We start from the raw sequence: 25,924 nt of genomic DNA on the forward strand, positions 1-25,924 counted from the left end.
CCCCCAACCCGGGCCGCCCCCACCCGCTCAACCGGTGGTAGCAGCTTCAGCCAATCAGGTAGCGCGTGTAGAGTTGCAGCCCGGTGGTATCAAAGCCGCCATCGAGGCAATTTTGGCGGTGGCGGACGTCCCCGTAAGCGTGCGCGAATTCTCGGCAGCGCTCATTGTTTCAGAACGAGCTGTAGAAACTGCCTTAGACCAGCTGAGGCAAGACTACAGGGGCTACGACGATGCCGCCGGCACCCATGAGCCCCGTGGCTTCGAACTGCGGCAGGTGGCTAGCGGCTGGCGGCTTTATGCACGTGAGGATTTCTCGCCCTGGGTAGGGCGCTTCGTGGTGGGGACCCAGACGGTCAAACTGACTCGGGCAGCTCTTGAGACCCTGGCCGTCATCGCCTACCAGCAGCCGGCCACGCGCTCCTACATCTCCCAGGTGCGTGGAGTTTCCTCCGACGCAGCGGTGCGTAACCTGCTCACTCGCGGCTTCATTGCCGAAACCGTACCCGATGAAACCGGCGCAACTCAGTACATCACTACAGACACCCTACTAGAGAAGCTGGGGCTGAACTCCCTCGACGAGCTACCCGCCCTGGCCCCCTACCTGCCCGATCCGGGCCAGGTAGCCAGCACAGAAACCATAGACTGAGCGGCCGACTAGGGCCCGCAGCTCCGCCCACTGAGGCGGCGGCACCAGAAACAATTCACGAAAAGAGGAAACAATATGGCATACGGACACAACTCACGAGGTAGCTCACCTCGCGGTGGTCGACCCGGCACAAGCAGGAGCGGCGCTGGCAGAGGGAATGCAGCAGGACGCGGCGGCAAGGGTTTTGCAGGCTCAGGAAAGTCTGGCGCGAATAAGGCCACTTCCGGTAAAGGGGGCACTGGCCGCTCCGGCTTTGGCGGCAACAAGGGAGCCCGTTCTGGAGCCCCCGGCGGCCCCCGCAAGGCCGGTACCGGTAAAGGCCCCAAGTTCCGCTCCGGCCAGCCCTTTGCCCAGGAGATGGGCGAGTTCCGACCGGCCCACCGCGGCACCAAGAACTTTGGGCCGCACCGTCCGCGCCGCCCCAAGAACGCCCCCGTTGACCACTACCCCTTCTATGACCACGAGGGCGTGCGCCTGCAGAAAATCATGGCCTCAGCCGGTGTGGCCTCCCGCCGCGTCTGCGAAGAAATGATTGAAGAGGGCCGCGTGACCGTCAACGATACGCCCGTGACTGAGCTCGGTGTGCGCGTGAACCCCAACGCCGTCACTATTCAGGTGGACGGCATGACCATCCAGACCAACGACAAGCTGGTTTACATGGTACTCAACAAGCCCGCCGGCGTTGTCTCCGCTATGGACGACCCGGAAGGCCGCCCAAATATCAGCAACTTCCTGCGCTCATCCATGACCGAACGGGTCTTCCATGTAGGCCGTCTGGACGTTGAAACCGAGGGGCTACTGCTACTGACCAACGACGGCGAACTGGCCAACCGCCTCACCCACCCCTCCTATGAGGTTCCCAAAACCTATCTGGTGCAGGTGCCCGGCCCCATGGAGCCCGGTATCGGTACTGCCATGAAGAAAGGCTTGCGCCTCGAGGACGGCGTGACCCGCGTTGACCAGTTCAAGCTGGTGGATTCAACTCCCGGCCACGTGCTGGTCGAGGTCACCATCCACTCCGGTAAAAACCGTATTATTCGCCGTATGTTCGAGCACATGGGCTACCCCGTGGAGAAGCTGGTTCGCGTTGAAATGGGACCCATCCGCATCGGCTCCCAGAAACAGGGCACCGTACGTAACCTCTCCAAGGTTGAAATCGGCAAGCTACTGACCTCGGTGGGCATGTAATGAGTGGTTCTGCCCCCACCTTCGATGGGCACCTGCACGGGCCGGTCCTGGTCATCGGTGCCGGGCTACTGGGCGCCTCCATCGGCCTGGGCCTGCGTCACGCTGGCTACACGGTCTATATCTCCGATATTTCACCGACCACTGAGGCCGTTGCCGAAGACATCGGAGCCGGTATCTCTCTGCGCGCCCTTCAAGCAGAATGGGCGGGAAAGGAGGGTTCTGCCTGGCTCGTACTGGAGCCTCAGCTGGTAGTTGTTGCAGCCCCCCCAGACGTCACCGCCGACCTGGTGGTGCGCGCGCTCGCCGACTACCCGGCGTCCCTGGTGATTGATGTTGCCTCGGTTAAGTCAGGCATCCTGGAACAGGTGCGGTCAGCCGGTGCCGATGTGAGCCGCTACCTGGGCACCCACCCTATGGCCGGGCGAGAGAAATCCGGCCCGGTAGCTGCCCGCGGTGAGCTTTTTTCTGCCCGCCCGTGGGTGCTGTGCGACCACGGGACTGCCCGCCCCGAACTGGTCAAAATCGCCCAGCAGGTAGCCACAGAGCTGGGCTCAACTATCACCCACATGGACGTGACCGAGCACGACCGCACGGTTGCACTCATTTCCCATGTGCCCCAGGTGATGAGCTCCCTGCTGGCCTCCCGTCTACAAGATACCCCGCTCTATGCTCTGGGGCTGGCGGGGCAGGGCTTGCGCGATACCACCCGAATTGCGGCGTCTGACCCGGGGTTGTGGGTGCAGATTCTTTCTGCCAACGCCGAACCCGTGGTACAGACTCTCTATGGGGTGCGCGAAGATTTGGAGCGCCTGATTAACACCCTAGAAGCTCCCACCGAGGCTGGCTCCCGTCTGGATATTGCTCAGTTGATGAGCGAGGGTAACTCCGGTGTGGCCCGTATACCCGGTAAGCACGGCGGATCGCCGTCAGCTTTCGCGACGCTCACCGTGCTGGTGGACGACACCCCCGGCACCCTGGCCCGCCTGCTGGCCGACATCGGAGATCTTGGGGTCAACCTCGAAGATATGCGACTGGAGCACTCTCCCGGTGCGCAGGTGGGCATGGCCGAAATCTCGGTCAACCCCAACGAACACGACAAACTCATCGAAGATCTAACCGGCCGCGGCTGGAAGGTCGTCAAGTAAGGAGAACACATGTCTGACAAACTCGTCATTGCTATTGACGGCCCTTCAGGATCCGGCAAATCCTCGGTATCGAAGGCAGTGGCCCGGCATTACGGGCTAGAATATCTGGATACCGGCGCCATGTACCGTGCCCTCACCTGGTACTGCCTCAATCAGCAGGTGGATATCACCGATGCTACTGCTCTGGTTTCCGCAGCCCGCGCCTTCCCCTACAGCCAGGGCACCAGTCCCGATGAGGAAGTCATCGAGGTGGGGGGAGTGGACGTGCGCGAGGCCATCCGTGAGCCCCGTATCTCGGAGGCCGTCTCGTCGGTTGCTTCGAACCTGGAGGTCCGCAAGATTCTTATTGACCTGCAGCGATCCTTCATCGCGCGTGCGGTAACTGGTATGGTGGCAGAAGGCCGCGATATCACCACTGTTGTAGCTCCTCATGCCGATGCCCGCGTCCTGCTGACCGCCAGTGAGGAGGTTCGCCTGGCCCGCCGTGGTCTGCAACTGGGAGGTACCCAAAATAGCGAGCAGCTTGCCGCTCAAGTTTCGGCCCGTGACGCTAAGGACTCCAAGGTTACCTCCTTCACCGAGGCAGCAGAAGGGGTCACCCTGGTTGACTCCTCTGACCTAAATTTTGATGAAACTGTTACGGCAGTCATCGATGCCGTTGAAGCACAACTAGCCCAGTAGCATCTGGCCCGGGCGCGCGACGTCCGCAAACACTGACTAGACTTAGACCAACCCCGGCACACGCCGGGTATGCACCACAGGAGGTACTCCGCGCATGAGCGACGAAACCGCTCCCCACGACGACTACGAGGTTAAATTCCTCGACGGTGGCGACGATGATGTCTCAGAACGTCTTGCCGGCATTGACGACGAAACCGCCAACCAACGAGCAGAAGCCCTGTTGGCGGGGCTTGAAGACTACGACCTGGATGACGAAGACCGCGCCCTGCTGAGCACCTGGGGCTTCGATAGCGACGAGGGAGAAGACCAGCACGCTGACCCTGTGGTCGCGATTGTTGGCCGCCCTAACGTCGGTAAGTCCACTATCATCAACAAAATTCTTGGCCGCCGCGAAGCCGTGGTTGAAGATAAGCCCGGTGTCACCCGCGACCGCGTCTCTTACAAGGCTGAATACGCTGGCCGCGACTTCACCTTGGTCGATACGGGCGGCTGGGAGGCCGATGCTAAAGGAATCGACGCACAGGTTGCAGCGCAGGCTGAAATCGCTGTGGCTCACGCGGACGTGGTGCTCCTAGTTGTTGATGCCATGGTGGGTATCACGGCCACCGATGAAGCCATTGTGCGGATGCTCCGCCGCGTGGATAAACCGATTCTGCTGGTTGCCAATAAGATCGATGATGCCTACCAAGATTCAGAGGCCCATGCTCTCTGGTCACTGGGTATGGGCCAGCCCCACGCCGTATCAGGTATGCACGGCCGGGGTCTTTACGACATGCTCGATGCCATGCTTGAGGTTCTGCCCGAGCATTCGCAGTACGCCGAACCTGAGGCCCTGGGAGGCCCCCGCCGTATCGCGCTGATTGGCCGCCCCAATGTGGGTAAATCCTCCCTTCTGAACAAGCTGGCCGGTGAGGAACGCGCTGTGGTCAATGACCTGGCAGGTACTACCCGCGACCCCGTGGATGAGCTTGTGGAGTTGGGTGGCCGCCCTTGGCGCTTCGTTGATACCGCCGGTATTCGACGCCGCCAGCACATGGCTAAGGGGGCAGACTTCTACGCTTCGCTACGCACTCAAACAGCGATTGAGCGGGCTGAAGTCGCCGTGGTCTTGCTGGATGTTTCTGAGCCCCTGAGCGAGCAGGACGTCCGTATTGTGCAGATGGCAGTGGACGCGGGCCGCGCCATGATATTGGCCTTCAATAAGTGGGATACCCTTGATGAAGACCGCAGGGAACTGTTGGAACGTGAAATTGACCGCGATTTGGCACATGTGAAGTGGGCACCCCGCGTCAATATCTCGGCTAAGACTGGCTGGCATAAGGATAAGCTGGTCCCTGCCCTGGAACGATCACTGGAGTCTTGGGACTCCCGTATTCCTACCGGCCGCCTCAACGCCTTTTTGGGTGAGATTGTTGCTGCCCACCCCCACCCGCTGCGTGGAGGTAAGCAGCCCCGTATTCTCTTTGGCACCCAGGTTTCATCGCGCCCGCCCAAGTTCGTCCTCTTTACCACAGGCTTTCTTGATCCCGGTTACCGCCGTTTTATTGCTCGCCGTCTGCGTGAAACCTTTGACTTCACAGGTACCCCCATCGACATCACCATGCGCGTCCGTGAACGCCGCACACTGGGGGAGCGTCAGAGCGGCAAGCCCGGTAGAGGAAACCGCCGCTAGGTTCGTGTGACCTAAAAGTCTCCCTTAAGTTCTAAAACCCGGTTTTTGATTTTGCACTCTTTCTTTCCCATGTGTATAGTTATACGAGTGCTCAAGAGAATGCGAATTCTTGTGAGTCAATCGGGTTGTGGCGCAGCTTGGTAGCGCACTTGACTGGGGGTCAAGGGGTCGCAGGTTCAAATCCTGTCAACCCGACAAAGAAAGCCTCGGCTACTAGGAAAAATCTAGTAGCCGAGGCTTTTTCTTATCTACCCAAAAGATCCCAGCCATCCCAGCCCATCATTTCCATCAAAGTCGGGGCCCCTGGGCTCGTGCGCGATGGAGCCCGGCGGCTTCGCTTATTTCCTCGCGCGCTCGGAATCTGCTGGGCTCATCATCGGGGCGATTCACGCCCCGCCGTGTGGTGAGTCGGATTTGCTGAGCGTGCTGCATCTTCGCTTAGGTGATTCGCAGTAGTTTCTTGTTGTCTGTGGGCGGAAGCTGTTGCTCGTCGGCTCACCACTTGATCCGAGCCAGTAGCTTCGCTGCGAGTTGGGGTGCTTTTACCCTTATGAATAAGCCTCCTTAAAGTGTGGGTTTAGCCTTTGGGTATAAGGCCTGGATGATACACTTAGGTAAAATATCAAGTACAAGAGGGTGCCTACCAGCCGAGAGGTAATCAATGAAGATAGAGATAGGTTCTCTTACCTTGGACTTATTGCCCGATACTAGCAAGGCAAAGTTTTGCAAATTTAAATCATAATAATCCGGACATGGCATGTATTCCTGTGCATCTATAGAAAGGTTAACCATACAATGAAATATTTAAGTTTGGTGTCTGTTTTTCATGTTAGTGACATAGAGAAGTCGAGCGCTTGGTATAAGAAATGGATTGACGGTGAAGAGGTTGTTCCGGAGGACGGTGTTGCTGAGTATAAAATCACTGGGGACTCGTGGTTGCAACTTTCACTTGCTCAAAAAAATACCTTTGAAAAGTCATCTGTAATTTTAGGGGTAGAGGATATTATCAAAGCGAAGAAATATCTTGACGGTAAAGGAATTGCTACAAGTGAAATTGCAGATTATGGGGTCGTTAAAATAGTCGAGATTAACGACCCAGATGGCAACTCGATTTTTTTCGCTCAAGAAATATAGTCGGTGTAGGTGTAAGTCCGTTAATATATTAAAAATTTGCGATTTTTTGACAGACTCAAGTCATCTATCACATCTTTTGACGGTTGCCGCCGGGGAGAGAACCGCCTTCTACCTGTGCAGGGTTCTTGGTCTGTGTGCAGAGTCTTTCCTGCACACAGACCAAGAACCCTGCACAAAGCGAATAGGCGAAGGCCGCTGGGGTCCATCGAACGCGAGCCTGGTGAGCCGGGGGCAAGGCACTTTTAAATAAGCCTCTTTTAAGTCATAAATTTCCACAGTTTCTGATAGGGTCTAAACGGTAAGTGCACAGACCAACGTTCGGAGAGTAGTCATGCAAAACTCAAAATTCCCCTTGATCATCGTCAAACAACGCTAGAGCGCTGGGTGCAGGTTAATGATGAGGACCATGATATTGTCCAAAAAATGCACCGGGGATTAGCTTCAGGTGCACCAAAGAAAGCTCAGTTATCTCCTATAATGGAAAGAAATATCGTGGGATTCCAAAACCACATTTTAGAGAAAACTCAGGGAGAGTAACCCAGTTTAATGTCGTTGATCAACCATACCCTTTTCTCTACTCGAAATCCTTCTCCCAGCACTCGTCACAAAACACTTATTATCTTAGGTGCCGCGGTGGTCGCTGTCGCCTACGGCATGGCACGCTTCGCACTAGGTCTAAGTACCCCGCGCATCATTGAAGAGCATGTAGCAACCGAGGCCCAAATCGGTTATGCCTCATCCCTCAGCTTTCTCACCTACGTCATCGCCTGCTTTATGAGTAGTAGCTGGTTAAAGCACCAAAAATGGCGTCTGAGTATCATAGCAGTACTCATCTGCGCTGTAACCGGTTGCCTCATTATCTCATCAGCACAATCCGCCCCCCTATTCATTGCAGGAGTGGGTATTGCCGGAGCTGCTGCAGGATTTGCCTCCGGAGCCGTTGCTTATCGATTAGTACGAGAGCTGCCTCAAGCATATGAACCTCGAGGCCAAGCAGTCGCTAATGCTGGCACAGGAATTGGTGTGGCAGTTTCTACCCTTGCCCTCTTGATCACCAGTAACTGGCGAATCGTCTACATCTTAGCGGCGGTTTTGGCTACACTGTTTTGCCTATGGTTTTGCTTCCATAAAACTCAGCGCAAACAAGAAAATACAGTAGATTCTGACTTCTCGGAGACGCGAGGTAGCTGGGAGGCGCTGATAATCCCTATTACTCTGACTATCTTGATGGGTGCCGGCAGCTCGGTATATTGGACCTATGGCCGCTCGGTTGCTGAAACACAGACAGGGTTGAGTGAGGTCCAGTCTATGTTATTTTGGGGTTTAATCGGGGTTGCTGGAGTTGCGGGTTCCTTTTCCGGGGATGCTGTGAGTCGGTATGGTACTGAGATTTCGTGGGCAACGTGTTCGGTAATTCTGGGGGCTTCAATTGTTATGTTGCCTTTTGCCGGTCATATCGTGGTGGCTCTGGTGTCGGGTGCTTTGTTTGGGGCTTTTTACACAGTGATGTGCGGTCTCACGATTGAGCTAGGTAGGGAGGCCTGGGCTGATGCGGTGGGCAGTGCTACGAGTATTTTGTTTGCAACGATTGCTGTGGGGCAGACATTGGGTTCGTTGTTGATTGGTGTGTTTGTGGCTGGGATTGGCTTGCCGGTGTTGTTTATAGCTGGAGGTGTGTTAGTACTTGTTGGGGCGGTTCTGGTGTGGCGAAAGAGCAAAAAAGAGAGTGCCTGATAGTTTGTGTGTGGACCGAATCCAGTACATATCACTACCCCGCCTTTATTAAACGTATTTACGCTGGGCTGGTTCCACTTCTGACGCGTTTTCCTGGAGCAAACAGCGTTAGTAGATTAGGGTCGAATTTGGCATGGCTGGTCCATCACGCCCAGGAGAACGATTTGTTTGGTAGGTATGTCAGTAACCGATTCCCTCGTAAGAGTTCGAGGGAGAGCTATACTCCGGGTATCGGCAGCGATGTGTGGACAACCTGTTGCTTGGCAGCTGGAATAGACCCGAGTAGTCTATGACGAAATTTCTTTGTGGGACTCTAATATTTGACGGTGTTGCCCTGTTTACGAGGGCTTCTTCATAAGGGTACCTCTACCCTTATGAAGAAGCCTCGCTGTCAAGCGCTGTGGATAAGTCTTCGGTAGAGGCGTCAAAGAATCGTAACGACTGTACCAATTTTGAAAAATACGGGGACGCCTGTGGGTACCACACCCTCAGATATCGGGGGAATCAGAGCCCTAGTTTTATCCACAGGCGGTGATGACCGGTGCAAGAAAAGCTGTGTCTTTCTACCCTAGGTGCATGACACAGCTAGAAACCCTCCACAGAAAACTCCTCACCTGCCAGGAACTCCTGGCCCGCTACGCCAGCCGCCACCAGTTCGACACCGCCATCGCTCGGGGTGTATACCGACGGGTGGCGCGCGGCATCTACATGCACCGCCACGACTGGAGCCAGCTCACTCGCGAAGAGGCTTACCTGGCTCGCGTGCTTGCGCTTGCATCATCCTACCAAGGCATCATCTTCTCCCATTCAACAGCTGCCATACTTCACGGCCTACCCTTCGAAAAACTGCCCGAGCGCGTCCACGTGTACAGCTACCACCGCACCCGAGCCAAGGACTACACCGTGCATCACGGCGAGTTACACCTACCCACCGAAACTACAGTTCTTAGCCCCGGCCTGCGCATCACCAGCCTAGAACGAACCCTCAATGATCTCTCAGCTGCCGACTCACCCCGCACCCACCGGGTACGGTTCTAGTACTCAAAGGCTTGGCCTGTAAAAGGCCAGTTGCCACCGCTCAACAAACCCATTCAAAAACCGTCCCCGTAAAAATCTGTGGACGAAGAGGGAGACTCAGCGGCAAGACTCATACCAACGAGCAGCGGGTCGTGGTCTGACGATCGGAACTCATTGGTCTCAAAGAAATCGGTGACGTTGTAGTTGTAACGGCTGTACTCCAGCGCGATGGATTCAACGGAGTTGATATTCCAGACCTGGGCGCTTTCAACCTTCTCAGTCAGGGCTGGTGAAGCAAAAATATGATCCAGGGAACCAACCCTGCCACCGAACAGGTAGGTGTTGCCCGCGTCGTATTTCTCGCCCAGATTGGTGTACCCGGCCTCAGTCAAAACTCTGAGCGGTTCCTCCTTGGTGTACGAGTTGAAGTCACCGAGCAGAAGAACATTCTCAGTGCCGTGTGCTTGTGCCTGCTGATTGGCGAATGTGACCAACGCAGTTGCCTGTGCAACACGGGACGCATTAGATGCCCCCTGGCCGTCCCCCTGATCCGCGTCATCCCCTGAGCCTGAGCCCTTGGACTTAAAATGGTTAACCACCGCTACAAAAACCTCGTCACCACGGGCGGCGGTAGAGTCTGTAGGCGCAAAAGCTTGAGCAAGGGGCTGGCGGGCATTATCGAAGGCGGAATCGTCAAGAATAACCGATTCCCCCACGGGCTTGACCTCAGCTGGCTGATAGATGAAAGCGGTGCGGATGACGTCCTCGCTCTCCGGCAGGGTTCCGGGTGACTCCACGGCTGCCCACTTCTGGTACCCGGCGCTCCGATTGAGCTCCTCAACAAGTGTGTTAAGCGCGATATCTCGGTCACCCTGACCGGTGGCAAGGGTATTCTCTATTTCTTCCAGTGAAAGCACCGAGGTGTCAATCTTATTTATGGCGGCAACAATTTTAGACTGCTGGCGCTCAAAGCTAGCCAGAGTCGCCGCCCCCCGTACAGCACAGCCACCGCTGACAGTGATGGAGTTCTTCTCGCGGTCGGTGAAGAAAGTGCAACCAGCCACAGTATCGCCCACGGTAGAGAAGTAGTTGAGCACATTGAAACTTGAGATGCTCTGTTCGCTCGCCACAGCGGGCGCGGCGGTGCGGGTATCAGCGAAGGACGCCGGGAGCGCCGCTGGGTCGGTGGAGCCAGTCACCGGGAGCGTCGGCTGGAGGCGCCAAGCGTCGAAGGAGTACCCCAGCACGACAGGGTTCTTAAAGGTGACGGCCGCACCGACTCTCACGGGTGAAGCCGTTGATAGGTAGGGGAGTGGAACCCCTGTTCCTGCCCGGGAGTAGTCGACGGTGGCACCGTCATCAAGCAGCAGCGCCTTGGCAGCGTTCTCTGCTTCGTAAGCCAACGCGTCAGGGCCGGGAGCGACCACGTCGGTAGCGGCGCGCAAAGGCTGGGTGCCGTTGACGAGCCCGACTTCACCGTAGCGGTTCGTGTTGTAGTTATCGGTGACGGTCATCTCTGTGAGGGGTTGTAGCAGCATGCCCTCGAGCGTTTCGCGGCCTTCAGCTGTTTCAGGAATCTGGCCCTCAAGGGCGCTCACCGGCTCAAATGGCTCTGCGAGGACAGTGAGATCTGAGAGCGACGAAACCGTAAGCTGAGTCTGGTTAAAATGTTCAGAAACCTTCCCGGTGATTTCTATGAACTGCCCGATGCTCACAGAGCCAACGGTTGCCGGGGAGTAGACGAAGATACCGTCAGATGCGCCCGGGGTGCGGTTTTCGCCCCCTGTACCCTCGGTCTGAATATAGTAGCCGCGCAGACCGCCCTCAGCATAGACAGCGGTGACAACGCCTCGGGTGGTGACCGTTTGGTCTACGAGAGGGCTAGCAGATTCCGTGCCCTGAATCGCTGAGATGGGAGTGATATCTGCTGCGGTAGCCGGTTCGATGAGCGAAAAGGAAGCGGTTGTCATGACGGCGACTGCAAGGGAGGCGGTAACTCGGGCTAGGGATTGGGGTGAACGGCAAATCATCTGAAACCTCGTTTGCTGGGTCATGCTATGTGTCGATATTCTGTGCTGGCTGACATAGAGCTACTTCACAATTCTAGGCTCATTTCTGGTGGAGGTTGGGCAAGGCGGTGACGGCCAGGTAACGGCTCGATGAATTTTGTACAGCCGCGATGGAAATGTGTGATTGTGTGGGTTTTGGGTCAGGGTGGGGTGGGTGTAAGCAAATCCACGGTGTAAAGGTGGTTGCGATATTAAGACCGTTCCACCTCGTTCAAACCGCCCCAACCATGCTTCTACCTGGTCTTTTTCTGCCCTTTTGCTGGACTTTTCTCTGCGTCTGCCAGGCTGACCCAAGGGCGTGTTTTTCTCCCCCTAAATTCACCGGTCTGGATATGTGGTTTTACCAATTTTTGTGTGTGAATCAGTGGTAGTTTAGGGGTAGAAAATACACAGTATAGAAGCACAATCGCGGGCACACACCCGTAGCAAAGGAACCCATACTCATGTGGCAGCAGGTCTATGACCCACTGAACAATCAGGCGCTCTCAGCACTCGTCGCCGCCGTCCCTATTCTCGTCTTTCTTCTCGGGCTCACCGTTCTCAAGATGAAGGGCCTCCACGCTGCACTTGTCGCCCTGGTGGCAGCGGTGGCGCTGGCCGTCCTCGTCTTCGGCATGCCCTTTACCTCGTCCCTTTCAGCTATCGGCTACGGCTTTCTCTCGGGCATGTGGCCCATCGGCTGGATTGTGCTCATGGCGGTGTGGCTCTACCGAATTACCGTGCGCGCCGGTAACTTCGAGGTCATCCGTAGCTCGGTCTCTGCTATCTCGGCTGATCAGCGCATTCAGGTGCTCCTTATTGCCTTCTGCTTCGGCGGCTTTCTTGAAGGCGCGGCTGGCTTTGGCATCCCCATCGCTATCTGCGCCGCCCTTCTGGTGACCCTGGGCTTTGAACCGGTCAAGGCCTGCCTACTAGCCCTCGTCTCAAACGTGGCATCGGGAGCCTACGGCGCAATCGGCATTCCCGTATTGACCGGTGCTACGGTCTCGGGTGTGCCCCAGGCAGAGCTTAACCAGATGATGGTCTGGGTTCTGCAAATCATTACCGTCTTTATCCCCCTCTTGCTGGTCATGGTGCTTGACGGCATGCGCGGCCTCAAGCAGACAGGCCTTCTTGCCCTGGGCCTAGGTTTTATTGTCTCGGCAACTCAGGCAGGCGTCCTTCTCGCTATCGGCCCCGAACTTGTCGACATCATCCCCTACCTGCTCGGGCTCGTGCTACTGGCAGTTATCATGATGAAGTGGCAGCCAGCTCATATCTACCGTGAACCCGGTGCTCCCTCGCTTGAGGAACTCAGCAAGAGCCCTTCAGGTTTTACCTTCTCAGGTGTTGTTAAGGCCTGGAGCCCCTTCATCGTCCTCTCCATCATGATTCTGCTCTGGTCGACCCCGCTTATTAAGAACCTGGTTAAAGCGAAGACCGAAACCAGCGCAGCGGGTGCCCTGAACTGGACTACCATCCCCGTACAAATGCCTGCCCTGCACGAGCAGATCTCACAGGTTGCCCCCATTGTGCCTGAGACTACCGCTATGAAGGCTGTTTGGAACTGGACTCTCTTTGGGGCATCTGGCACCGCTATTCTGTGCGCTGCTCTCATCACCATCGCTATTTCAAATATCACCTGGTCAGCTGCATTCGAGGAGCTTGGCGGCGCCTGGAAACAGCTCTGGCAACCCATCTTGCTCATTTGCCTGGTGATGGCCGTAGCGAACGTCATGAACTTTGGTGGCATGTCATCCGCCCTGGCTCTGGCTCTGGCAGCCGTGGGTTCTATCTTCCCGCTTTTCTCGCCCATTATCGGCTGGATCGGGGTGTTTGTGACCGGTTCGGTCGTCAACAACAACACCCTCTTCGCAGGACTGCAAGCCACCACAGCATCACAGATTGGCGCTAGTTCTGGTCTGCTGGTTGCAGCTAACACAGCGGGTGGGGTCATGGCCAAGGTTGTTTCACCCCAGTCCATCGCTATTGCAGCTGCTTCGGTGAACATGAGCGGCCAGGAATCTAAAATTACCAATGCGGCCATCAAATTCTCACTAGCGCTGCTCGTAGTTCTGTGTGTTTGGGTATACGTCCTTTCTCTGGTAATGCCCGCCTCAGCCTGAGTCTTCCTCTGGCTGGATAGTACAAGGATGCCCCGCCTGAGCACCCTGCTGTATGGTCGGTCAGCTCAGGCGGGGCGTCCTCTCTGCCTACCTAAAACCAAGTAAACTGTTGGCATGAACATCGCACCCGTAAAAAATCTTTTGAATGACCAGCTGCCCAATTTCATTAAGCAGGGCTACCTTTTTATGTCCCACCAGCGCCGTAAGGCCGGGGTTCCCGCAGATTCCAACTGCCCCGTTACCTTCCCCGTCCTGGGAGGAAGGGCCACCCTAATTCGAGGTGAAGAGGCCGTAGATTTCTTCTACGATGAGTCTAAAATTAGCCGTAACGGTGCTATGCCCACCGCCATTCAGGGGCCGCTCTTTGGCGACGGTGCCGTGCACACCCTCGACGGTCAGGCGCATAAGGTTCGTAAGTCTGCCATGGCTGCCATGGCCTATGACGACGAGCGGGTAGAGGCTTTCAGGGGCTTCGTCGAAGAAGAAATGAAGGCCCTCATTGAGCGGTGGAAGACCAACCCCGGCAACATCTACGATGACGTTGCTGTGGCCTACGGTCGCGCTGCCTTCCGCTGGGCCGGGGTGCCAGCCTCCGACCGCGAACTCAACAAGCGAGCCACCCAGATGAGCCACCTGCTCGACACGTTCGGCGAGGTCAAGCAGAACGTGCTCTCCTGGATGGACCGCCGCAAACTCGATGCCTGGGCCGAAGACCTCATCAAAAAGGTACGCTCGGGCGAACTCACGGTTGACCCTGACTCTGTGGTGCGCCACATGGCAGATTTGCGTGATGAGAAGGGCGAGCTGGTCACCGCCAAGCTGGCCGGTATCGAATTGCAGAACCTGACTCGCCCTACCGTGGCGGTCTCCCGCTTTGCAGCCTTCGCAGCTGTAGCCATGGTCGAAAACCCCGAGTGGGCCGCCAAGGTCAAGAATGCTGTTGAGGACGCCGACGGCCGCCTAGTCAATATCCCCGAAGCTGTTGCCTTCGCCCAGGAGACCCGCCGCAAGTACCCCTTCGTCCCCATGCTTCCCGCTATGGTTAAGGAAGATACTGAACTTTCGGGTTGCCCGATTCAGAAGGGCCAGCGGGTGTTCCTTGATGTTTTAGGTACAAACAACTCACCCCAACTCTGGAACAACCCCGGTGAATTCAACCCCCAGCGTTTCTTGGATACCCCGGACTATGAGTCCATTAAGGGTTTCATCCCTCAGGGCGGCGGAGACGTGCTCACCGGCCACCGTTGCCCCGGCGAGAAGATCGCTGTGGCGGCTCTGTCTTCAACCGTTGCAGCGCTTTCAGCTGATAACGTCACCATCTCTCAAGAAACCGAAGACACCACTTTCAGCATGACCCAGCTACTCACCCGCCCCAGGACGGGCGTACGCGTAACCGTCAGCTAGGGTAGGCGTCCGCCTATGAGGGCCCGCTCCGCATACACCGTAACTGCGGGACGGGGCGGGCCTGACGCCACAGGCTACCACCAACTTGAGCAAGTGAAGCCGCTGGGCGGCCACTAAGAATCACCTAGAGCTGGCGCAGATCAATCTTGCCCATACCCATGAGCTTGGCGCGGGCATCAGTATCAACCATAATCTGCCCAATATTCTGTGGTAATACCTGCCACGATACCCCGTAGGCATCCACACACCAGCCGCAGCGCTCGGCGTCCGCAACCTGCGAAAGCACCGACCAAGCCCCGTCGATACCCGCCTGGTCCTCATAGAGCAGGGTCATTGAAACACCCGGGTCAAACGTGAAATCGTGGAAGGTCCCCGCATCGATGGCGGTAAAGGTGCCGCCACCCATCGTGAAGGTGGTCATCTGTACCGCTTCGGGTTCGAGGTAGGAGCTCTCGCCGTGGCGGGTCAGGCTCAGGCGCTCGCCGCCTAGCAGAGCCATCCAGGTGTCGGTAGCCTGTTCGCACTGGCCGTGGGCTACGTTGCCAAACATGAAGCAGGGAGTAAAGAAGGGCAAGCCGCTGGTACCTTCTTCAAGGAAGAGCTGCCAGGTGAAGCCGTAGCGGTCACGGACCCAGGCGAAGAGGGGTGCGAAGGGGTAGGCCTGTAGAGGCATGAGCTCCCCGCCCTCACCGATAGCAGCGTAGGTAGCGCGAAGGGCCTGTTCAGCCAGCTCGCGGCTGCCAAACCTATCGGAGCTAAAACGCAAGAAACCCGAGATTGAGGGGTTAGGGGAGTAGGTGGCGTCCGCTCCCAGCAGGAGCAGGGAAGTTCCGTCAACGTTGAGGTTGGTGACACCGGCACCGGGTGCGGACTCGGTCAGCGGCAGGGCCTGGGAATAGTAGGTGGCGGCCTCGGCGGCATCACCGTTAATCCAAACGCAGGCGGTGGGCGCGGAGGCAGGAGGGAAGGTAGAAGTCATGTACCTATCTTCGCACAAGCGTAGTCGATAGCAGAGACCAGGTAGTGCCGGTGCTGTATTGAAGTGCTCTGGTTCTTCTTCCTAGACATTTGCCCTGTTTCTTATTGTTCCTGACAACCAGGTGTGCTGCCAATATTCGTCTTCAACCTCATCAGGGGTACGCTAGCCCAGCGCCTCGTAGAGGCAGCCCTCGTTCCACCAGGTCACCCACTCGAACGTAGCAATCTCGACCTCGAGCACACCATACCAGACCCGACGGTGAATCAGTTCGTTCTTGTACGAACCATTCACATTCTCTGCCAACGCCTTGTCGTAGGAATCTCCCACACTACCGGTCGAGGGCGTGATCCCGTACTCGGCGAGCCGCTCGTTATACACAATCGACACGTATTGGGATCCATAATCCGAATGATGCACCAGGTTGGTCATCTCACGCGCTCGAGCAATCGCCAGGTTCAGCGCCTGCAACGGCAACGCCTGGGTCCGCATCGTATCCGACAAGGCCCATCCCACAATCCGCCTCGAGTAACAGTCGGTGACGAATGCGGCATACACGAACCCTCTCTCGGTACGAACATAAGTAATATCCGCAACCCAGAGGCGATTCGGAGCCATAGCACGAAAATCGCGTTTGACCAGATCCTCGCGAGTATCAGGGGTTCGGGACTTGCCGGTCGTTACCGGAGCACCACCCTTACCCTTCCCCGTTACACCAGCCAGGCGCATGAGCCTCGCGGTGTGATCCCGGCCGATTATGATTGCCTGCGCGCCGCAGGGCGTGCCATATTTTCCGTACCCCATACACGCTGTAATTCGCTTCGTGAATCTCTTTAATCCGCTCAACAAGGCTGACATCGCGAAGCTGTCTGGCGCTTGGGCCGCGGCGTTGTGCATCCCGATACCCACGGGAGGAAAGGAAGCCACCCTCACGCTGTTTGTCCAACGTCGCACAGATGAACTCAACACTGAAACGATCCCGATGCTCGTCAATAAACCGGATCATTTCCGACGTTTGGGGTCGAGTTCTGAGGCGAAAAAAGCCGATGCTGTTTTCAGTAATTCATTCACATCAGGCAGTTCCTGATTCTCACGTCGTAACCGTATGTTCTCGGCGATCACATCGTCCTCGCTACGTTCGAACGTCTTCCCAGCACGATGTGACTGTTGGATCCATTGACGGGCCGTGTGCCAGGATGCCCCCAATTTCGGGGCCATTACCTGCGAGGCCGCGATTACCGACAGCCCTTCCGTAGCGATACGATCCTCAATCAATGGCACCACACGGTTCTTGGCTTCTTGATCAAATTTTTTCGGCATGAACCAGATTTTCCTATCTACTTAAACGGAAGAAAACCCAGGACACTTCAAGATACCCTAACTACTCAACACCATCAGGATAAATAATCCCCACAGCTTCAACAGTCCCAAAATTCCACGACAAGGGACCAATCAAAAACTGAACCTTCTGCCCCTGCAACTCATTCAACCGCTCAGCAGCCTTCTCCTCGTCACGCCCTTCAATGTTATTATCCAGAATCCAGAGATCCCCGCACTCAGTTGTGCTCACTGCCACCGACTCGGTCCTTGAAGCAACAGCACCCGGACCACCTGATTGGCGTGCATGGGCAGACTCAACTGTGCAGTCTTCCGCACTAGCGTAGTGATGATTAATGAAAGTGCGAACAGGGGAAAAATAAATTACTATACATAGGAATCCAATTAATAAAATGGCACCTACGAGAAAGTTAATTTTTTCAACTATTTTTTTTCATCTGCTACTCTCTCAGCCAACCCTTTTACCGCCTCTTTCATCCCATCGCGGTTTGCTTCAGTCGCAATGTATTCCACATTGCCAATTGATAGATTCTCCGGCTCTGTCTTCACTACAGAATCAGTAAAACCAATTCACATAATCACCCAACATATAAGGTGCTTCACGCATAATCTTTAAATTATTACCAAACTTATTGACAACTTTCCTTGAATTTGACGAAGCGTACGAAGACATCAGACCGCTCACCGGAACAGCAGCCACCGCACGAACATACCCCCCCAGCACTCTGCTCAGACAAAGGTGTATTCATAGCATAATCCATCACATTCGTCACCGAAGTCTCAGCCGTCTGGCCCACCGCATTTGCAGCCCCCGTAACCTTGACAGAAGCACGCGCAAGCTGATTGCTGGCTGTAGTAAACCGATTAGCTACAGCATTGACCATAGGCACTTTACCCACCATAGACCGACCAGCTTTAGTAACACTGTAGGCAATATTCCCTAGTGGAGCCAGCGAGTGACTCACCTGATTTTGAACCTTGGAAATAGCACCGGTGGCACGAGAACCCAACGTTGTCAGACCATTCCTTACTAGATTCAGATGACTTGATATACCCCTGATAGATGTTCCTATAGCCCCTGACCTATTAGCAAGAGTCATTAGTTTTGGCCCCACTTTCACCGTGCTACTTATGAAGGCTCCGCCTACCAGATTAGACCACCCACCAATCGAAGCAGCATTCGCAATCTTTTTATAATCCAAGGGCTCACCAGACAACCCCTGGAATAGCAACTCAATACCACCACCAAGACCCATCCCACTCAAGATCAAAGCACCAGCAGGAGCAGCCGGAGTGAACAAGGCAATCAGAGCCACAGCAGCCGTCGCACCAGCAACAACATACTGCCAGTTATCATCCCACCACTGACGAGCAGCCGCAGGCATATAAGGGAGCGTTATCTTCGCTACCTTACCCAACTCCCCCAAAGTATTACCCATAGCCGAAGCAACCGTCTTAAGACGGTCAAAACTTCTAGGGGCACTATCTATCAGTCCCTGAACACGCTCTCCCAGCCCAGAAACTGCATCAAACCTAGCGCCTAAGGCAGAGGCTACACCCATTACAGCAGGCCAACCACCAGCACCACGGCCAGCATTCTGGGAGGCATACTCCCGAAACTCAGAAGCCGTCAACGGAGACAAACCCCAAGGATCCACCAACCCCACCGGATCATTCCCCACAAAAGCATACACATTAGAACCCCAACCAGCACCCACCGGGGAAACCACCGGATCAGGAGAAATAAACCCACGAGAGGCCGCATCATAGGCACGAACCCCTAGGATCTCCAGGCCAGCGACCTGCAAGGAACCGGCTACGGTCACCCCAAAACCAGGGGCAGCAGCAGAAGAGGAAGAGGCAGCAACAGACACGGTGACATACGAGGCAAACGAACTAGAAGAAGAAAGTTCCTAGCCGCCGGTCAGGACGACGCCGTCCCCGGCTATGAGGATAAAAGGAAGGCGGTGCTGGCACCCAACAAGACACCAACACCCCGCATCACCTACAAACGATACCCATACCCATCCACAGCATCCCCCTCAGCCGGCAACTGAAAAGGCGGAAACACCAACACCACCTGCTCACCCCGAAACCCATCCAACTCAGCAGCCATCTCCTCCCAAGACCCGGCAGGAGAAGGAGACAAAACCTTAGACACATAGACAGTCCCACACTCCTCCGTACGAATCTTCAACTTCGTACTTGAAGTTGATAAACCACCGGTACCACTACGACTACTTGAAACCTCAGCAGAGACAATTGTGCACTGCTGATCCACAGCATTAGCCTGCCGGTACTTCTCCCCCAACGGAATACCCACAAAGGTCAACAAACCCAAAATGATGAAAATAATCGACAAAATAAGTCCCCGACGAGAACCCGCCTGCGAACCACCCTTACTCTTTTGCATCATTACTCCCCTACCTGCCTAGGTGTCGCCACCCGAATACTATCAGCAGCACCAGAACTCACCGTCCCAGAACCACCGCTCACAGCAGACTTGAAACCATCCTTCAAAGCATCAGATATCTTCAGCTCTTCTTCCTGCGGAGTCACCGCATAATTACCCATACCCAAACCAAAATCAGCAGCCCTATCTATAGCAAAGCCTTTCACACCGTTAAGACCCTGCTCAACTAAGCCAGCATCAACACTAGCTCCACCAATGGCCTGCTGCCTCAACGGCGTCACCCTCGGCGACAACACACCAACCCCCACACCAGACACCGTCGCCCGAGCATAACCACCGACCGTATGCTCCTCAAAATCACCCAAACCATACGCCAAATTATTACTCGCCACATTCGACACCACACCATTAACCGTCTGCCCCGACAAAGACCGAGCAAACCCACCCACATCACCAAAATGAGCAGCAACCTGACCCAACTCATCCGAACGAGCACCCCAAGCAGCAGCCTTCTGCCCAGCATGAGAAGAACGCACAGCATTCACATACCGCATCGGATTAAAGACCGAAGAATTAGCAGCCTTCTGCCCCAAACTAACCGCCTTAGCGCCAGCAACCTCAGCCTTCGTCGCAAACCGCCCAGACCGAAAAGCATTCACCGCAGAACCAGCCTTGCCCACCACAGAAACCGCAGCACCGCCCAGACCACCAGCAACACCACCAATCAAGGTGTCCAACCCCACCTTGCCCCAATCAACACGACCATCCTCACCCCTATTGGTCAGAATCGACAAACCACCAGAAAGCAAACCACCACCAACAGCGCCAGCAACAATCAACCCCACCGGCCCGGTAGCGACCAGGGCAGCAACAGAGATAACGGTTCCGGCAATAATGGCAGCAGTAGCGATGGCTCCAGCGTGTTCATCAGCCCACCGGCGCACACCAGACACAACCCGCTCACCAGCACGGCCCCGAACATCAGCCCGATACTCCCTAAACTCAGAAGCCGTCAACGGCGACAAACCCCAAGAAGTCGTCCACCAATCCCAGCAGCAGACGACCCAGTGGCAAGTACGGTGACATCTGAGACAAGAAGAAGAAAGCCTCTAGTCACAGGCTAGGACGACGCCGCCCCAGTTACCGCGGGGCAAAAGAAGGAAGGGGTGCTGGTCTCACCAGTAGTAGTTACTGGTTCTCCAAATCCAAACCCTCAATACCCACAATCTCCACATCAGAAAACGGTAACTGCCACACCCCCACCTCCACCGTCACACGCTCACCAGCCAAAGCATCAATACGATTAGCAACTTCAGTGCGCGTTAGGCCATTACGATTACCCACAAACCTCATATCACCACACTCTGAAGTCCTCACAACCACATACCGTGAACTCGAATAGGATCGGGTTCTACTCTCATCAGCAACAGCAAACTCGATAGTGCACTGCTGAGGGTTATGAAAAGCTCGGTTGACGTAACTCGAGAGTAGGACATTGGAAATCCAATAGACAATAACGATAACAACCGTGCCAAGACCTACAACAAAAACCTTGTCAGTAAACTTCAACTCCCTCCAGCGCTTAGGCCTCTTAGGTCCCTGACCTACAACACCGTTACCACTACTCACCAGAATCCTCCGTCACCTCATCAACCAACACCGCACCAGAACCCGCAGAAGGATCAAAAGACACCGACTTCAAAGACTCCACCGGGCTACTTGAGGATACACCACCAGAAACTGCCTGTTTAAGACCTGCAATGCCCGCATCCTTAGCACTCCAGCCCGGGCCCTCATACTCCCCATCCCGATAGGACTCATACTGCGGCGAATACGTCGACGGAGCACCCGAATACGACACCACACCATTGACAAAATCACCCACAGCGCTCACACCACGCTCCTGAATCTTCTGGGACAGACCACTAGTTGCACCCCAACCCAAATCCTGCAACTTAGCATTCACCTTCCTACTACCAATAGGACTAAGAACATTCGACAAAGCAGGCACACCCCACGCAGACACCAAACCAGAACCAGTCACCCGATGCCCATCCGTAATATACGTCAAAGACGTATCCACACCAGCCTCAACATACGCCTCAACCCCCTCACGCACACCCACAGAACCAACCCTCGAAGCCCACGAACTATACCGCGCAGCCTGCCGCTGCAAACCAATCTGAGTCTGCTTCAACCCCGAGACCATCCTCGGCACTGAATTCTTCGTCGCAGGATTCGTCGCCACCTTCCTAAACACCTGAGAAATCTGCTTGCCAACACCCCCAGCACGAGCAGTAAACCGAGAAGCAACAGAAGAAAAGACCTTAGAACCAATCTTAGTTACCGCACCAGCAACACCAGCACCAAGACCACCAGCAATACCACCAATCGAAGCACTGGTCGCAATCTTCCGCCAATCAAGACCATCACCACTGATCAGCTGAGAACCCAGCTCAATACCACCAGAAATAGCCATCCCCGCCAGAATACTCCACCCAATCGGACCAGAAACCACTGCAGCAGCCACACCAACAGCAGCTACCCCCAGTGCAATCCAACCAGCATTATCACGAGCAAAATCAGCAAGACCCTTACCAGCTCGCTCTACCGCACGGCCCCGAACATCAGCCCGATACTCCCTAAACTCAGAAGCCGTCAACGGAGACAAACCCCAAGGATCCACCAACCCCACCGGATCATTCCCCACAAAAGCATACACATTAGAACCCCAACCAGCACCCACCGGCGAAACCACCGGATCAGGAGAAATAAACCCACGCACCCCCGGATCATAAGCCCGGGCCCCCAGGACCTCCAGGCCAGCAACCTGCAAAGACCCAGCAACCGTCACACCAAAACCAGGGGCAACAGAGGAGGAAGAGGCGGCAGAAACAGGGGAAGCGCCCACCACAGGAGAGACCCCAAACGGATCCACACCACGAGACCCCAACACATCCTGCGCCACAGAAGAAGCCAAAGACACCGGCACACCACCCAGGGCGCTCACTGTCGGCGTATCAGCCATCGGATCCCAGACCACAGAACACACACCGGCCCCCTGATCAGCAGGTACACCGGCCCCCTGAGCACCAGCAACCCGGCCCAAAGCATCATTCCACAAACGCACCACCTGGCCAGCACCAGCGTCAGCATCAGCACCAGCCTGAGTGCTTACCTCAGCCAGTAAACCAACCGGTGAATAAGCAAACTCAGTAACAGCACCATTACCAGCCACCCAGCGCACACGACGGCCCAAACCGTCATAGACCAGCTCACTGACACCCAGAGCAGAGTCAGCCAAACCAACCAGCTGACCAGCCCCATCATAGGTAAACTCGCGCACCACACCATCAGCGGTGCTCTCCTTGATGAGGAAACCAGCCTGATCGTAAACAAAAGAATGCACCCCAGCAGCAGAACGCACAGCGGTCAGCTGATGGGCTTCATCGTAGGTAAAGAGGCGCAGCCCGTCTACAGAATCATCCACACCAACCACCAGGCCCTGGGGGCTGTAATAGGTAGTAGTGGTGGTCTGCTCACCGTCATCGGTGGTGCGGACGTCGATGGTGGCCCAGCCACCATCAGTAACATAGGAGGTGGTAGCACTCGTAGCAGCCTTATCGGCAGCATCAGAGCTAGCAGTATCACCGGCGTCAGAAGCCTGCCCCTGAACTACCGTCGGCACCACATCAAAAGCCCGCAGAACCTGGCCATTAGCATCACTAATACGCACCAACTGACCATGCCCGTCATAGTGATACTCCAAACCCTCAACCACACCACCATCAGCAGCAGAACGCACCACCGAAGACAACAAACCAGTGCCCGGCTCATAAACATACTCAGTACTAACCCCATCAACACAAAGGCTGGTACGCAAACCGTCACGGTCATAGGTCATCACGCTTTCGTGCCCTGCACCAGCAAGGGACCCAGCCACTGACTGGCGCACCAACCGGCCCACCCGGTCGTACACCAGAGTATGCACCACCGGGGCGCCGGTCTGCTCATCAATCAGACCCACACCCAGATCAGTGTAATCAAACACAGTAGTGGTGCGGGCAGCAGCATCACGCTCAACCCGGCAAATCAGCTGCTGGTTGAAACGGGTGGTTGCCAGCGAACCAGCTGCATCGTAAGTGTAAGAGAGCACATCAGCGTCCGGGCTCACTGAACTGACCAGGCGCCCGGCGGCATCGTAGGAGGTAGTGGTCTTACGGCCCAGCGCATCGGTGCGGCACATCAGCTGACCGGCAGCATCATACTCAAAGAAAGTGCTTTCCCCGCGGGGGTCAGTCACGCTGGCGACCAAACCGGCAGCGGTGTAGGTGTAGCGCGTCTTACCGCCCAGACCATTAATAGCAGTCACCAACTGACCGGCAGCATCATAGACAAAGCGGCGGGTGCCGAACTTGCGGTCTACAGCAAAGACCAGACGCCCACAGGCATCATACCCATAGCGGGAGACCCCGGTGTTGGTACGCACCACTACCGGTCGGGACGCAGCATCATAGGTGATCTCCTCACGCACACCGGAGGTGGTGGAGCGGGTGATAACCCGTGAATCAGCATCGTATTCCAGGGTGGTGGTGACCCCGGTGGGCTCTCTCATGGTGGACGGGCGGCCGCAGGCGTCATAGGTAAAGGAAGTTACCCGGCCCTCAGGCGAGGTCACCGAGGTCACCTCACCCCGCCCATCGCGGGCAATAAGAGTCAGCCCGCCTTCAGCATCCAGAATCTCCACCACGTTCCCGGCAGCGTCATAGGTGTAGATTTCCTCAGAGCCATCGGCCGCGGTTTCTTTAACCGGGCGGCCGTAAGCATCAAAACTGGTGGTGTGGGTGCCAAAAGCGTCCTTGACCTGCACCAGCCCAGAGCGACGCTGATAGGCGGTGCTCACCCGCACACCGGTGGGGTCAACTACCGCAGCCAGCTCACCATTGGTATCAAATTCACGGGACCACCGGTGACCCAGCGGATCAATGACCGCGGTGTTCTGCATCAGCTGGTCATATTCCAGCGCCCAACGCGCCCCATCGGCACCAGTAACCGACACCAGGTTGCCCATAGAATCAAAACCACGGGTGCTCACCCGGCCCAGCGGGTCAATAGTCTTAGCCACCTCACCAGCGGCGTTGTACTCATAGGTGGTTCTTGCCCCGGCAGGGTCAGTGACGCTGGTCAGGCGCCCACCGGGCCCGTAACCGAAGCGCCACACCGCGCCGTCCGCATCTTCACGGGAGACCAAAAGACCGGCAGCATCATAAGTGAACCGGGTAATCAACCCCAGCGGGCTGACAATACGCTCAATACGCCCGGTAGCATCACGCACAAAAGAGGTCACATCCCCAGCGGCATTGCTCACGGCGGTCATCTCACCGTAACTGTTGTAAGAACAGGTGGCTGAGACACCGGTGGGGCCAACCATCGAGGTCAACAGGCCGCCCTCCCAGACCATCTCAGTACGCCCACCCAAAGCATCAACCAGCACGGAGGGGTTACGCTCAACCCCGGTAGCGTCAGCATACTCATAAGACACCACCGCCCCGTTGGCTGTCATCAGCGTGATCAAACGGTCGTGGGCATCATACTCGTAGGTGGTATCGGCACCCTCAGGGCTTACCTCACGGGCCAGCAAACCGCGCTTGGTGTAGGCGCGCACCGTCATAGCACCATCACGCTCAGTGACTGACACCCGGTTATTGAAGGTGTCATAGGCCATGGTCTGGCGCCTCTGGTGCGCATCAATCATGCCCACCAGCCTCCCCTTGGCATCAGAAACCCAGGAGTTGGCGTGCGAGCCGTCCTCATTGGTCACCAGGGTGACGCCGCCTGCCAGGTAGGAGTAGCGGCGGGTGACGCCGTGCGGGTAGTTCTGTGAACGCACCCGCCCCAGGGCATCATAAAAGTTTTCAACCTCAACCGTGCCATCAGCCGCCCTCACCGCGCTGATCAGACCCTGCTCGTTGTAATCGTAGACCCTGGGCCCAAGAGGAGAGCGGGCACCGGTTAGCCTGCCCTCACGGTCATAGAGGTACTCCATGCGGGTGCCATCATTGGACTGGGCGTAAGCCACACGGCCAGCAGCGTATTCAATACCGATACAACGGCCACGGGCATGCTGCAGAGCCACAATCTGACCCTGCTCATCACGGTTAACGGTGAGCACATCCCCAGCACCTACGCTGTGGGCCAGCCAGTCACCGGTAGAGCTAAAGGCCCACCAAGCGCCGGCGTTATCACGGACCACCAGCACCTGGGCGGCATCGGTAGGTAGGGAAACCGGCAGGTCAGCGGTGTTCTCACGGGTCAGCCACAGAGCATGCAACTCCGCACGGTTCCAACCCTCACCGCAGCGGGGGAAGATCAGGTGCTGGCCGTCCTCTTTGACCCAGGTCG

21 protein-coding genes, 1 tRNA gene and 1 pseudogene are annotated in these 25,924 nt (G+C 56.2%); 12 read left to right on the plus strand and 11 right to left on the minus strand.

Features of this window, described 5'->3' with window-relative positions:
* The 10 genes from scpB to L6966_RS11725 form a co-directional block, all read left to right on the plus strand.
* Window positions 1-646, plus strand: a 646-nt coding sequence (scpB, locus tag L6966_RS11685) for an SMC-Scp complex subunit ScpB (protein ID WP_237225310.1), incomplete at its 5' end; no start/stop codon positions are given.
* A gap of 75 nt (window positions 647-721) precedes the next feature.
* A complete protein-coding gene (locus tag L6966_RS11690; RefSeq protein ID WP_083091583.1) occupies window positions 722-1,834 on the plus strand; it encodes a pseudouridine synthase in 1,113 nt (370 codons plus the stop codon).
* The gene (locus tag L6966_RS11695; protein WP_237225312.1) at window positions 1,834-2,979 is read left to right on the plus strand and encodes a prephenate dehydrogenase; all 1,146 of its coding nucleotides are present in this window, start codon (window positions 1,834-1,836) and stop codon (window positions 2,977-2,979) included. The genes L6966_RS11690 and L6966_RS11695 overlap by 1 nt, the downstream gene beginning before the upstream one ends.
* Window positions 2,980-2,988: 9 nt before the next feature.
* Window positions 2,989-3,660, plus strand: a complete 672-nt coding sequence (cmk, locus tag L6966_RS11700) for a (d)CMP kinase (protein WP_237233438.1) — start codon at window positions 2,989-2,991, stop codon at window positions 3,658-3,660.
* A 94-nt stretch (window positions 3,661-3,754) separates the two neighbouring features.
* Window positions 3,755-5,332, plus strand: coding sequence for a ribosome biogenesis GTPase Der (der, locus tag L6966_RS11705; RefSeq protein WP_237225315.1), 1,578 nt, complete (start codon window positions 3,755-3,757; stop codon window positions 5,330-5,332).
* A 121-nt stretch (window positions 5,333-5,453) separates the two neighbouring features.
* A tRNA-Pro gene (locus L6966_RS11710) sits at window positions 5,454-5,527 on the plus strand.
* A 600-nt stretch (window positions 5,528-6,127) separates the two neighbouring features.
* Window positions 6,128-6,466 (plus strand): VOC family protein, encoded by a 339-nt coding sequence (locus L6966_RS11715; RefSeq protein WP_237233439.1) that lies wholly within the window; start codon window positions 6,128-6,130, stop codon window positions 6,464-6,466.
* Between the two features lie 345 nt (window positions 6,467-6,811).
* On the plus strand, window positions 6,812-7,003 hold the full coding sequence (locus L6966_RS12290; protein WP_369127137.1) for an SRPBCC family protein: 192 nt from the start codon (window positions 6,812-6,814) through the stop codon (window positions 7,001-7,003).
* A 9-nt stretch (window positions 7,004-7,012) separates the two neighbouring features.
* A complete protein-coding gene (locus tag L6966_RS11720; protein WP_237233440.1) occupies window positions 7,013-8,200 on the plus strand; it encodes an MFS transporter in 1,188 nt (395 codons plus the stop codon).
* Between the two features lie 576 nt (window positions 8,201-8,776).
* Complete coding sequence (locus L6966_RS11725) at window positions 8,777-9,238, plus strand: hypothetical protein (RefSeq protein ID WP_083091561.1); 462 nt, start codon at window positions 8,777-8,779, stop codon at window positions 9,236-9,238.
* 53 nt (window positions 9,239-9,291) lie between these two features.
* Here the strand turns inward: L6966_RS11725 and L6966_RS11730 are convergent, their stop codons facing one another.
* Complete coding sequence (locus tag L6966_RS11730) at window positions 9,292-11,247, minus strand: ExeM/NucH family extracellular endonuclease (protein WP_237233441.1); 1,956 nt, start codon at window positions 11,245-11,247, stop codon at window positions 9,292-9,294.
* A 482-nt stretch (window positions 11,248-11,729) separates the two neighbouring features.
* On the opposite strand from L6966_RS11730, the gene L6966_RS11735 reads away from it, so the two are divergent.
* Window positions 11,730-13,391 carry an L-lactate permease gene (locus L6966_RS11735; protein WP_237225319.1) on the plus strand — a complete coding sequence of 554 codons (1,662 nt, stop codon included), beginning with the start codon at window positions 11,730-11,732 and terminating at the stop codon, window positions 13,389-13,391.
* Between the two features lie 114 nt (window positions 13,392-13,505).
* Complete coding sequence (locus L6966_RS11740; RefSeq protein WP_083091567.1) at window positions 13,506-14,795, plus strand: cytochrome P450; 1,290 nt, start codon at window positions 13,506-13,508, stop codon at window positions 14,793-14,795.
* 124 nt (window positions 14,796-14,919) lie between these two features.
* Here L6966_RS11740 and L6966_RS11745 read toward each other — a convergent pair whose 3' ends face one another.
* From L6966_RS11745 to L6966_RS11785, 10 genes and pseudogenes are all read right to left on the minus strand, one after another.
* Window positions 14,920-15,774 (minus strand): VOC family protein, encoded by an 855-nt coding sequence (locus L6966_RS11745; RefSeq protein ID WP_237233442.1) that lies wholly within the window; start codon window positions 15,772-15,774, stop codon window positions 14,920-14,922.
* Window positions 15,775-15,936: 162 nt separating this feature from the next.
* Window positions 15,937-16,668, minus strand: a complete 732-nt coding sequence (locus L6966_RS11750; RefSeq protein ID WP_336603625.1) for an IS3 family transposase — start codon at window positions 16,666-16,668, stop codon at window positions 15,937-15,939.
* Window positions 16,574-16,777 (minus strand): annotated as a pseudogene (locus L6966_RS12295) (IS3-like element IS3501 family transposase); the annotation flags it as partial. The pseudogene L6966_RS12295 and the gene L6966_RS11750, both read right to left, overlap by 95 nt.
* A complete protein-coding gene (locus L6966_RS11755; protein WP_237233443.1) occupies window positions 16,774-17,091 on the minus strand; it encodes a hypothetical protein in 318 nt (105 codons plus the stop codon). The pseudogene L6966_RS12295 and the gene L6966_RS11755, both read right to left, overlap by 4 nt.
* Window positions 17,092-17,152: 61 nt before the next feature.
* A complete protein-coding gene (locus L6966_RS11760; protein ID WP_143539103.1) occupies window positions 17,153-17,341 on the minus strand; it encodes a hypothetical protein in 189 nt (62 codons plus the stop codon).
* 397 nt (window positions 17,342-17,738) lie between these two features.
* Window positions 17,739-18,983 (minus strand): RHS repeat-associated core domain-containing protein, encoded by a 1,245-nt coding sequence (locus L6966_RS11765; protein WP_237233444.1) that lies wholly within the window; start codon window positions 18,981-18,983, stop codon window positions 17,739-17,741.
* Between the two features lie 131 nt (window positions 18,984-19,114).
* Complete coding sequence (locus L6966_RS11770) at window positions 19,115-19,525, minus strand: hypothetical protein (protein ID WP_237233445.1); 411 nt, start codon at window positions 19,523-19,525, stop codon at window positions 19,115-19,117.
* Window positions 19,525-20,538 carry a hypothetical protein gene (locus tag L6966_RS11775; RefSeq protein WP_237233446.1) on the minus strand — a complete coding sequence of 338 codons (1,014 nt, stop codon included), beginning with the start codon at window positions 20,536-20,538 and terminating at the stop codon, window positions 19,525-19,527. Before L6966_RS11775 ends, L6966_RS11770 begins: the two co-directional genes overlap by 1 nt.
* A 172-nt stretch (window positions 20,539-20,710) precedes the next feature.
* On the minus strand, window positions 20,711-20,866 hold the full coding sequence (locus tag L6966_RS11780; protein WP_237233447.1) for a hypothetical protein: 156 nt from the start codon (window positions 20,864-20,866) through the stop codon (window positions 20,711-20,713).
* Between the two features lie 277 nt (window positions 20,867-21,143).
* The coding region (locus L6966_RS11785) for an RHS repeat-associated core domain-containing protein (protein WP_237233448.1) at window positions 21,144-25,924 on the minus strand (4,781 nt) is incomplete at its 5' end.

Source organism: Rothia nasisuis, from assembly GCF_928381405.1.
In the GTDB taxonomy this organism is placed as follows: Bacteria; Actinomycetota; Actinomycetes; order Actinomycetales; family Micrococcaceae; genus Rothia; species Rothia nasisuis.